The 9,482-nt window shown below is 67.0% G+C and carries 12 protein-coding genes and 2 tRNA genes; 12 read left to right on the top strand and 2 right to left on the bottom strand.

The genetic code is table 11. From position 1 onward, the window contains the following. The first annotated feature begins 54 nt into the window (after positions 1–54). The 7 genes from Q8R27_RS05975 to lptB all read left to right on the top strand — a co-directional run bounded on the left by Q8R27_RS05975 (position 55) and on the right by lptB (position 4,309). Positions 55–141: transfer RNA gene (locus Q8R27_RS05975), tRNA-Leu, on the top strand. Between the two features lie 129 nt (positions 142–270). After that, positions 271–981, top strand: coding sequence for a glutathione S-transferase N-terminal domain-containing protein (locus tag Q8R27_RS05980; RefSeq protein ID WP_305698151.1), 711 nt, complete (start codon positions 271–273; stop codon positions 979–981). Between the two features lies 1 nt (position 982). Then, on the top strand, positions 983–1,642 hold the full coding sequence (locus Q8R27_RS05985) for a 2-hydroxychromene-2-carboxylate isomerase (protein ID WP_305698152.1): 660 nt from the start codon (positions 983–985) through the stop codon (positions 1,640–1,642). A gap of 94 nt (positions 1,643–1,736) precedes the next feature. Next, a complete protein-coding gene (locus Q8R27_RS05990) occupies positions 1,737–2,354 on the top strand; it encodes a ribonuclease D (protein WP_305698153.1) in 618 nt (205 codons plus the stop codon). 7 nt (positions 2,355–2,361) lie between these two features. Beyond that, positions 2,362–2,985, top strand: a complete 624-nt coding sequence (gene lptC / locus Q8R27_RS05995) for an LPS export ABC transporter periplasmic protein LptC (protein ID WP_305698154.1) — start codon at positions 2,362–2,364, stop codon at positions 2,983–2,985. A 9-nt stretch (positions 2,986–2,994) separates the two neighbouring features. Next, positions 2,995–3,540 carry an LptA/OstA family protein gene (locus tag Q8R27_RS06000; RefSeq protein ID WP_305698155.1) on the top strand — a complete coding sequence of 182 codons (546 nt, stop codon included), beginning with the start codon at positions 2,995–2,997 and terminating at the stop codon, positions 3,538–3,540. Positions 3,541–3,571: 31 nt separating this feature from the next. Then, the gene (gene lptB, locus Q8R27_RS06005) at positions 3,572–4,309 is read left to right on the top strand and encodes an LPS export ABC transporter ATP-binding protein (protein ID WP_305698160.1); all 738 of its coding nucleotides are present in this window, start codon (positions 3,572–3,574) and stop codon (positions 4,307–4,309) included. Positions 4,310–4,315: 6 nt separating this feature from the next. Here lptB and Q8R27_RS06010 read toward each other — a convergent pair whose 3' ends face one another. Continuing rightward, positions 4,316–4,900, bottom strand: coding sequence for a BON domain-containing protein (locus tag Q8R27_RS06010; protein WP_305698156.1), 585 nt, complete (start codon positions 4,898–4,900; stop codon positions 4,316–4,318). 171 nt (positions 4,901–5,071) lie between these two features. Between Q8R27_RS06010 and rpoN the strand changes: the two genes are divergently transcribed. From rpoN to Q8R27_RS06030, 4 genes are all read left to right on the top strand, one after another. Continuing rightward, positions 5,072–6,565 (top strand): RNA polymerase factor sigma-54, encoded by a 1,494-nt coding sequence (rpoN, locus tag Q8R27_RS06015; RefSeq protein ID WP_305698161.1) that lies wholly within the window; start codon positions 5,072–5,074, stop codon positions 6,563–6,565. A gap of 95 nt (positions 6,566–6,660) precedes the next feature. After that, a complete protein-coding gene (locus Q8R27_RS06020; protein ID WP_305698157.1) occupies positions 6,661–7,287 on the top strand; it encodes an exopolysaccharide biosynthesis protein in 627 nt (208 codons plus the stop codon). Between the two features lie 32 nt (positions 7,288–7,319). Beyond that, positions 7,320–7,946, top strand: coding sequence for a ribosome hibernation-promoting factor, HPF/YfiA family (gene hpf / locus Q8R27_RS06025; protein WP_305594763.1), 627 nt, complete (start codon positions 7,320–7,322; stop codon positions 7,944–7,946). A 59-nt stretch (positions 7,947–8,005) separates the two neighbouring features. Next, positions 8,006–8,494 (top strand): PTS sugar transporter subunit IIA, encoded by a 489-nt coding sequence (locus Q8R27_RS06030; protein ID WP_305698158.1) that lies wholly within the window; start codon positions 8,006–8,008, stop codon positions 8,492–8,494. A gap of 4 nt (positions 8,495–8,498) precedes the next feature. Here the strand turns inward: Q8R27_RS06030 and Q8R27_RS06035 are convergent, their stop codons facing one another. Next, positions 8,499–8,813 carry a YggT family protein gene (locus Q8R27_RS06035; protein ID WP_305698159.1) on the bottom strand — a complete coding sequence of 105 codons (315 nt, stop codon included), beginning with the start codon at positions 8,811–8,813 and terminating at the stop codon, positions 8,499–8,501. Between the two features lie 139 nt (positions 8,814–8,952). Between Q8R27_RS06035 and Q8R27_RS06040 the strand changes: the two genes are divergently transcribed. Further along, positions 8,953–9,028: transfer RNA gene (locus tag Q8R27_RS06040), tRNA-Ala, on the top strand. The last annotated feature ends 454 nt before the right edge of the window (positions 9,029–9,482 follow it).

Below are 9,482 nucleotides of genomic sequence, written 5' to 3' on the forward strand. Positions count from 1 at the left end.
ACCCGTTTGGGGCGGCGCCCTATCAGTCCCGCCTCCCGCTCCCAAGCGGACGGGGCCCAGGTGGCGGAATTGGTAGACGCGCTGGCTTCAGGTGCCAGTGGCCGTAAGGTCGTGAAGGTTCGAGTCCTTTCCTGGGCACCACCGCCTGCGGCGGTGGTCGCCAAACTCCCCCAGAATCAGCCGATCGAATTCGCATGAATGTGCGCTTGCCAAGGGCCCGTGCGTCCGGTCTTCTCCGCGCCTCACAACAAGCAAGCGAGGCGGCGGCCCATGATCAATCTGTATTCTGCCGGCACGCCGAACGGCTGGAAGATCTCCATCGCCCTGGAGGAGCTGGGGCTGGAATGGACGTTCCATCCGATCGACCTGTCGGGCGGCCAGTATGCGCCGGAGTTCCTGGCGATCAGCCCCAACAACCGCATCCCCGCCATCGTCGACCAGGACCCTGGCCCCGGCCGCAAGCCGATGTCGCTGTTCGAGTCCGCGGCCATCCTCCAGTACCTGTCGGAGAAGACCGGCAAGCTGCTGCCGAAGGATCCTGACGCGCGCTGGACGGCGATCGCCTGGCTCGCCTGGCAGGTCTCAGGCCTGGGTCCGATGCTGGGCCAGAACGGCCACTTCAAGCTCTACGCGGCCGAGAAGATCCCCTATGCGATGGAGCGCTATCAGAACGAGGCCGAGCGGCTCTATAGGGTGCTCGACGGTCAGCTCGGTCGCACGGGCGCCTTCCTCGCCGGCGAGGAATATTCGATCGCCGACATCGCCTGCTTCCCCTGGATGATCACTCACAAGGCCCAGGGCTTCACGCTGGACGACTATCCGAACATCAAGCGCTGGTTCACCGAGATTCGCGGCCGCGACGCTGTTCAGCGGGGCATCAGCATGGGCGGCGGCAAGCCCACCGGCGGGCCGCCCAAAGACGAGAAGGCGCGCGAGATCCTCTATGGAATTAAGCCCAAGGTCGCCACGCAGGGAGAGTGACATGCAGCTCGATGTCTACTTCGATGTGTCCAGCCCCTGGAGCTATCTTGGCGTCGTGCGGATCACCGCGCTGGGCCAGGAGCTGGGCGTAACGCCCAACTGGCGGCCGGTGATCGCCGGCGGCGTGTTCAACGCGGTGAACAAGAGCCTCTATGAGCGGCGCTCCGGACTTTCGCCGGAGCGCATCGCCATGACGGTCCGCGACTGGGGCGAATGGGGCGAGGCTGTCGGGATCACCATCGTGCGTCCGCAAAGCTGGCCGGTGAACAGCATCAAGGCGATGCGCGGCTGCGCCTGGCTGCAACACGATCAGGCGGCGATGATGCGATTCGCGCGCGCCGCTTATGAAGCCCACTGGGGTCAAGGCCTGGACATCTCGCTGGACGAGGTGATGCAGCAGGTCTGCGTGCAGGCAGGCGTGGACGGCGCGGCGTACGCCGAGGCGGTCGCCGGGCAGCCGATGAAGGATCTGCTGCGCGCCAACACCGAGGAACTGATCCAGCGCGGCGGATATGGCGTGCCGACCTACTTCCTGGACGACGAGATCATGTATTTCGGCCAGGACCATGTGCCGTTGCTGCGTCGCCGCATCCTCGCCAAGCAGGGCCGCGCTTCGACCATCGGCGATCTGAATGTGCTGGAAACCTCCGCCGCGTCTTAGGCCGCTGGAGCGGCGCCGTGGTTTCGGGTAGGAGATCGGCGCATCAGGAACGGCGCGCGGCGCCGCTTCCCGCAAATCCAACGCCGGAGCGAGCTTGGCCAACTTCCTGCATCAGGGCGACCTGCCGGACGGCGTGCTGGCGGACGCAGCGTCCGTGGCGATCGATTCCGAGACCATGGGCCTGCGGCTGGGCCGCGACCCGTTGTGCGTGGTGCAGCTGTCGGACGGCGGCGGCGACGCTCACATCGTGCGCCTGGATCGGCCAGGCTACGACGCGCCGAACCTGAAGCGGCTGCTGACCGATCCGGCGGTGACCAAGATCTTCCACTTCGGCCGCTTCGATATCGCCATGTTCCTGCTGCATCTGGGCGTGGTGACCGCACCTGTCTACTGCACCAAGATCGCCTCCAAGATCGCCCGCACCTACACCGACCGCCATGGCTTGAAGGACGTGGTGCGCGAGATGGTCGGCGTCGACCTGTCGAAAGCCCAGCAGAGCTCCGACTGGGGCGCGCCCAGCCTGTCGGACGACCAGCTCAACTACGCCGCCCACGACGTGCTCCATCTGCATGCGGCGCGCGCCAAGCTCGACCAGATGCTGGTGCGCGAGGGCCGCGACGGCCTGGCGAAAGCCTGCTTCGAATTCCTGCCTCACCGCGCCGCGCTGGACGTGGCCGGCTGGGAGGACGTCGACATCTTCGCCCATTCGTGAGCGCGGCATGGTCGCCGCCGACATCGCAGCCATTCCGGAGACGCCCAGGCGGCGCGACTTCGAACGCTGGCGCAGCCGATCGCGGCTGGTGCGGCGCATGCGCGTGGTCCTTCCCGTCGTCATCGGGCTGATCCTCAGCGCAATGGCCGGCGTCATTATCTATCGGTCGGTGACGGGGGTCGCGGCCAGGACTCAGGACAGCGACGCGCCGATCCGTCTGGTCAACCCGCGCTTCGTCGGCCGCGACGAGAAGGGCCGCGCCTTCGTGGTCACCGCGGTCACCGCCACGCGGGACGAGCGCGATTACCAGCGCGTGATACTTGATCGCCCGGCCCTGGTGCTCGACGAGCGAGGTTCGGACCCGATGCGGATTACGGCACGCTCGGGCGTGTACCATGAGGGGCGGCGCAGCCTGGACATGAACGGCGGCGTGCGCCTGACCGGTCAGCAGGCGGCGTTCGACACCATGACCTCCAGGTTCGACACCAAGACCGGCGAACTGGTCGGCGCAGGCCCCATTCAGGGCTCAGGGCGGCTTGGAGAAATCAATGCGAAGTCCTATGGCGTTTACGACAAGGGCGAGCGCATGGTCTTCAAGGGGGGCGTGCGCGCCCGGATCGACGGGAATTAGGTCAAGCCGATGCGATTAGGGCATGCCGCCATCACGTGTTCGACGGCCCTGGCCGCCGCCCTGCTCTGCGTCTCGCCGGCCGCGGCCCAGCTCGCCCGCAACTCGAGCGCGCCAGTAGATCTCACCGCCGACCAGCTCGAGGTCGTCAACGCCCAGTGCCTGGCGATCTGGCGCGGTTCGGCCGAAGCGCTGCAGGCCGACTCGCGCCTTCGGGCCGACGTCCTGAAGATCTACAACACTGTGGGCGCCGCGCGCTCCTCCAGCTCCGGCCCGAATTGCGGCCAGGTGCAGCGGATGGAAGCCGAGGGCTCGGTCTACTACGTCACGCCGCAACAACGGGTGCGCGGCGACGCGGCCACCTACGACGCAGCCACCGAGACCATCGTGATGACCGGCGACGTGGTCGCGGCGCAAGGCAAGAACGTGCTGCGCGGCCAACGCATGGTGATCCACGTCAACACCGGCGAAGCGCAGATGCAGACCAGCGTCAAAGGCCGCAACAAGCCCGGTCGCGTGCGCGGGGTGTTCTATCCCAACGAGCAGGCGCGGCGGTGAGGCTCCGGTGAAACAAGAGCAGTTCGCCTCGCTGCCCAGTCTGGCCGGCGAAGGCCTGGTCGTCGACAACATCGGCAAGTCGTTCCGCGGTCGCCCGGTGGTCAAGGGCGTGTCGCTGCGCCTGGGCCGCGGCGAGGTGGCGGGACTGCTTGGGCCGAACGGGGCCGGCAAGACGACCTGCTTCTACATGATCACCGGCCTGGTGCCCGCCGACTACGGGGCGATCTACCTCGACGGCGAGAACATCACCGGCCAGCCGATGTACCAGCGGGCGCGGATGGGTGTGGGCTATCTGCCTCAGGAGACCTCGATCTTCCGCGGCATGAGCGTCGAGCAGAACGTCATGGCCGTGGTGGAGCTGCGCGAGCACGACAGAAAGCGTGCGCGGGCCGTGGTCACCGAGCTTCTGCAGGAGCTGCGCATCGAGCACCTGCGCAACGCGCCGGCCAATTCCCTGTCAGGCGGCGAGCGGCGTCGGGTTGAGATCGCCCGGGCGCTCGCCAGCGAGCCGTCGTTCATGCTGCTGGACGAGCCGTTCGCCGGCATCGACCCACTCGCCATCGCCGATATCCGCGAGGTGATCGCCTACCTCAAGGGTCGCGGCATCGGCATCCTGATCACCGACCACAACGTCCGTGAGACGCTGGACATCATCGACCGCGCCTCGATCATCCACGCGGGCGAGCTGTTGTTCGAGGGCCGCCCCGACGAGATCGTTGACGACCCGGAAGTGCGCCGGGTCTATCTCGGCGACCGCTACGGCGGCTGACGACCCCTAGAAGAAGCCGCGCCGTAGCCGCAGATTGTTCTGCACGTGATGGACGTCGCGAAGCTCGGCCAGGTCCTCGGCGCGGCGTTTGTCGTCGCGGCGGCGCACCGTGCCGTTGAGAATCACCTCGCCGTCGCGCACCAGCACTTCGATGTCGCGATCGTCGAGGCCGCGCTCGTGCGCCAACCGCTCGCTGACCACCGCCCAGATCACCGCGTCAGACGTGCCGTGGCGGCGTGCGCGTGGAGGATGCGCAGGCCTGCCATCCCATGTCCGCACTTCGTCGCGCGGGTCCGGGCGTCCGTCGTAGACGGGTCGCGCCGCCGGATCGTCGCGGCGGAATCCGCTGCGGGTCGCCGGGTCGTAGCCATAGTCCGCGCTGAAGTCCGCCTGACCGAAGTCCGAGCCGTCGGCCAGCCGTTCCGTCGCGCGATACCCTGAACGGGTGCGCGGGTCGTAGCCGTAATCTGCGCTGTAGTCCGCCTGGCCATAATCGTCGCGCGGCGCAGGGCGTTGTTCGGGCGCAGGTGGTTCGCGCCGATAGGCTGGCGGTTCGTTGCGCGGCCGATTCCACAGATCCCTCTGGCGCATGGCGCTCTCCTTCAGGGTCAAGGTTGTCCGCCAAATGAACAGCCGCCCACGCATGTGGTTCCCGCGCCACGGTGCTGCGGCGGCGCGAAGGTCGTCCGGCCGGTTAACGGTTCGGTGGGGATCGGGCTTCTAGTCTGGCGAGCAAGAAACAGGCCAGTGAAGGGGCTGACTTTGGCGCTCAGCGCGCGACTCGAGCTCAGACAGGGCCAAGGCCTCGTCATCACCCCGCAACTGCAGCAGGCTATCAAGCTTCTGCAGCTGTCGAACCTTGAGCTCGAGGCCTATGTGGACGGCGAACTGGAGCGCAATCCGCTGCTTCAGCGCGATGAGCGCGACGCCGAGCCCGAGGGCGAGGCTGAGCCCCAGGCCGCGGCGGAGATCTCCACCGACCAGGCTAGCGACAGCCACGCCAATGCCGAACTGGACGCACGCCGCGACGAGGCCTCGCCGGGCGAACGGGCCACCGGCGACGCCCCGGACGACATCCCCCCCGGCGGCGCGGTCGACTGGTCGACCGTGGGCAAGGGCGGCGGCTTCGACGGCGACGCCGACGGCTTCGAAGGCGTACTGACTCGAGACAAGACCCTTATCGAACACCTTACAGACCAGCTCGCCGTGGCGCGGTTGAGTCCCGCCGAGAGCGCTGTCGCCAGCGTGCTGATCGACGCGGTCGACGAGGCCGGCTACCTGCGCGCCGACCTCGCGGAAACAGCCGAGCGGCTGGGCTGCACGCTGGAGCTGGTGGAGCGCGTGTTGGGCGTGTTGCAGGGCTTCGAACCCACCGGCGTCTGCGCCCGCGACGTGCGCGACTGCCTGATGCTGCAGCTCAAGGAACTGGACCGCTACGACCCGGCGATGGCCGCCCTGCTCGACAATCTCGAGCTTGTGGCCAAGCGCGACATGGCGGGCCTTCGGCGCATCTGTGGGGTCGACGAAGAAGACCTACGCGACATGCTGTCGGAGTTGCGCGCCCTGACGCCGCGCCCCGGCGCTGCTTTCGGGGCCGAACCGGTGCAGCCGGTGGTGCCGGACGTCACGGTCCGCGAAGGCCAGGGCGGCCTGTGGCACGTGGAGCTGAATGGCGACACCCTGCCCAAGCTGCTGGTCGACCAGCGCTATCACGCCCACGTCTCGGGCAAGGCGCGCTCTGACCAGGAAAAGACCTTTGTCTCGGACTGCCTGGCCTCGGCCAACTGGCTGGTGAAGAGCCTCGACCAACGGGCCAAGACCATCCTTAAGGTCTCCAGCGAGATCGTCCGCCAGCAGGACGCGTTCCTCGCCTATGGCGTCGAGCACCTGCGGCCGCTGAATCTGAAGACTGTCGCCGACGCCATCGGCATGCATGAGTCCACAGTCAGCCGGGTGACCTCCAACAAGCACCTGGCGACGCCGCGCGGGGTGTTCGAACTCAAGTTCTTCTTCACCTCGTCGATCGCCTCCAGCGAGGGCGGCGAAGCCCACTCGGCCGAGAGCGTGCGCCACAAGATCCGTCAGTTGATCGAGGCCGAGCGCAACGACGCCGACGTCCATTCCGACGACGCGATCGTCGACATCCTGCACGGTGCCGGCGTCGATATCGCCCGGCGCACGGTGGCCAAATACCGCGAGGCGCTGCGCATCCCCTCGTCGGTCGAACGGCGCCGGCGGCTTAAAGAACCAGCTTAAGCACACCAGCCACTGGCGCGCCCTGGCGCGGGCGATTAGCTAGACGCCGCAACCGGCGCCTGCATCCGCCGCCTTTCGTAGCCTGCCCGACGCGCATGTCCGACGAGCCGCACGACGACCCCGTTCCGCTGTCGGAGTTGCTGTACGCCCTGGCGCGAGGCGACGCTGACGAGATCAGCGTGGGCGCGCTGGTCGACGGGTTCGGCCCCCGCGCGTTCGGGGCGCTGCTGTTCGTATTCGCCTTCGCCTGCACCCTGCCGCTGCCGCCCGGCGCCTCGACAGTGTTCGGCGCGCCGCTGGTGTTGCTGGCGCCGCAGGTGGCGTTGGGCGCGCTGGCGCCCTGGCTGCCGAAGCGCCTGCGCCAGCGCAGCATCCCGGCGAAGGACATCCGCAAGATCGCCGCTAAGCTCGCGCCCGCGACCGCGCGAATTGAAAAGATCTCTGGCCCGAGGCTGGGATTCCTGTTCGGCCCGATCGGCGAGCGGGCGATCGGCGTGGTCTGCACCGCGCTTGCCCTGGTGCTGATTCTGCCGATCCCACTGGGCAACATGCTGCCGGCCGCCGCGGTCTGCGCCTTCGCGCTGGCGCTGGTTCAACGGGACGGCGTTCTGGCGCTGATCGGCTATCTGGTGACCATCGCCAGCACCGCCGTGCTGGTGGTCGCCGCGCACATCGTCGTGAGCATGGTGCGCCACCTGCTGGAGATCCTCGGGGCGGCTTGACACCATCCGCGCTCCGGCGCGTTCATTGCGGTATGCAAGTACAAGTTACCGGCAAGCATGTCGATGTCGGCGACGCCCTGCGAACGCGGGTGTCCGACGAACTCACCAGCAACATTGGCAAGTATTTCGATCGCGGCGGCGGCGCCGACGTGGTCGTCAGCAGAGAGGGTCACTCGTTCAAAGTGGACTGCGCGGTGACGCTGGCTTCCGGCCAGCATCTGCAGAGCCAGGGCCTGGGCGCTGACGCCCACGCCGCGTTCGACAGCGCCCTCGACAAAATGTCCAAGCGGGTGCGGCGATATAGCCGCCGCATGAAGGACCATCACCAGCAGGCGCTCGCCAAGCAGGCCGAGACCGCCTCCTATTTCGTCATCGAATCCCGCGTGGACGACGAGGATGACGCCGAGATCGAGGCTTCCGGCGCAGCGCCGGAGGCGGTGGTGATCGCCGAGACCGAGAAGGCGATCCGCACCATGACCGTCTCCATGGCGGCAATGGATCTGGACTTGACGGGGGTTCAGACAATCGTGTTTAGGAACGCCGCGCACGGCGGACTTTCCGTTGTCTACCGACGGACCGATGGGAACATCGGCTGGATCGACCCCGAGCGCAGCAAGCCGGTGAACGGCGGATCGAACGGGGCCGGCGCAGCGCGCTGACCCCAGTGCGCTTCCGATCGGTCTCGGACGTTCCTTTCGATTGAAGGCGTTTTAGAGACATGCAGATCGGCGATTTCCTCGATCGCGGCGCGATCGCGTCGCGGATCAGCGCGGCCAACAAACGTCAGGCGCTGGCGGTGATCGCCGACCTCGCATCGCGCAACTTCGGCCTCGATTCCGGGGTCATACTGGACGCCCTGGCCGAGCGCGAACTCGCCGGATCCACCGGCGTCGGCCATGGCGTCGCGGTGCCGCACGCGCGTCTGGAAGGCCTGTCGCGGATGCGTGGCATCTTCGTGCGCCTGGATCAGCGGGTGGACTTCGATGCGGTGGACGACCAACCGGTCGACCTGATCTTCGCCCTGTTCGCCCATCCGGATGCGGGCTCGGAGCATCTGCGCACGCTGGCGCGGGTCTCTCGGCTGCTGCGGCACGCCGAACTGCGCGACCAGCTGCGCAAGGCGGTCACCGCCGATGCGCTGCACGCCCTGCTGGTGCAGGAACCTGACTCAAACTCCGGCGACCACCCCGAACGCCGCACGGCCTAGGCCGTTAACCGAGGGTGATGATCAGGTAGTCGCGCAGCGGGGCGAGCAGGTAGCGCGCGATCCCGGTCAGGACCAGGATCACGATGATCGGGCTGATGTCGATTCCGCCAAGCGACGGAATGATCCGCTGCACCGGCCGCATGACCGGCCGCGTCACCGCTTCGAGGAACCGCGCCACGTTGTTCACGAACGGGTTGCGCAGGTTGATCACGTCGAAAGCGACCAGCCAGGAGATCAGGGCGTTGATGATGATCGCCCAGATCAGAAGCTGCAGAAGGGAGCCCACGATGAAGAATACGAAGCCGATGATGGCGGCCATTCGGACGTCCTTTTGCAGATAGCCGATTTCTAAGGTGCGCCCCCGCGCCATGCAACATGGGGATCGCCCGGCAGGCCGCCAATTAGTGCAGGGCGTGGGTTGACATGACCGGCGACTGAACGCTTATTCCGCGCCGCCTGGGGCCGTAGCTCAGTTGGTAGAGCGCCTCGTTCGCAATGAGGAGGTCAGGGGTTCGACTCCCCTCGGCTCCACCAGGCTTTGAATGAAATCAATCCCTTAGGGCGGATTGATCGGCTCGGCGGCCATGCGGTCGAGCGCAGACGACATCCCTGTAATCGATCTGTAATCATCGCCCTTTCAGACTGACCGAACGCGGGCCGCTTTCAAGACTGCGACGCACTTGCAAAATTAGCCTGACCGGAAGCCCCGAAGGCCTGTCGATCGCGCGGGGAGAGGGGCGAGGAGGCCACACGCGCGCGTCTGGCGGTGACTCCAGGTCGGCAACATAGACCCGCTCTATGTGAAGTGGTGGCCGACGCAGGGCGACCGCCTTCGGGATGAGTGCGGGGGGGCGTCAGAAGCCTGGGCTGGCCCTGCTGTCGCGGACCGGTGGGGCTGTCATTCAGGGATTTTATTCTTAGCCGACGCAATTCCGGCGGCCAGGGGACCGGCAGCTAGCCAGGATCCGATCAGGCCGTTGAAGATGCT

Source organism: Phenylobacterium sp. (assembly GCF_030697305.1).
Taxonomy (GTDB): domain Bacteria; phylum Pseudomonadota; class Alphaproteobacteria; order Caulobacterales; family Caulobacteraceae; genus Phenylobacterium.

What these genes read in the sequence shown, in the direction of transcription:
- Q8R27_RS06035 (WP_305698159.1), bottom strand. Translation starts at nt 8,813, where the DNA reads ATGGCCGCCATCATCGGCTTCGTATTCTTCATCGTGGGCTCCCTTCTG.
- hpf (WP_305594763.1), top strand. Translation starts at nt 7,320, where the DNA reads ATGCAAGTACAAGTTACCGGCAAGCATGTCGATGTCGGCGACGCCCTG.
- Q8R27_RS06010 (WP_305698156.1), bottom strand. Translation starts at nt 4,900, where the DNA reads ATGCGCCAGAGGGATCTGTGGAATCGGCCGCGCAACGAACCGCCAGCC.
- Q8R27_RS06030 (WP_305698158.1), top strand. Translation starts at nt 8,006, where the DNA reads ATGCAGATCGGCGATTTCCTCGATCGCGGCGCGATCGCGTCGCGGATC.
- lptC (WP_305698154.1), top strand. Translation starts at nt 2,362, where the DNA reads ATGGTCGCCGCCGACATCGCAGCCATTCCGGAGACGCCCAGGCGGCGC.
- Q8R27_RS06020 (WP_305698157.1), top strand. Translation starts at nt 6,661, where the DNA reads ATGTCCGACGAGCCGCACGACGACCCCGTTCCGCTGTCGGAGTTGCTG.
- Q8R27_RS05985 (WP_305698152.1), top strand. Translation starts at nt 983, where the DNA reads ATGCAGCTCGATGTCTACTTCGATGTGTCCAGCCCCTGGAGCTATCTT.
- Q8R27_RS05980 (WP_305698151.1), top strand. Translation starts at nt 271, where the DNA reads ATGATCAATCTGTATTCTGCCGGCACGCCGAACGGCTGGAAGATCTCC.
- Q8R27_RS06000 (WP_305698155.1), top strand. Translation starts at nt 2,995, where the DNA reads ATGCGATTAGGGCATGCCGCCATCACGTGTTCGACGGCCCTGGCCGCC.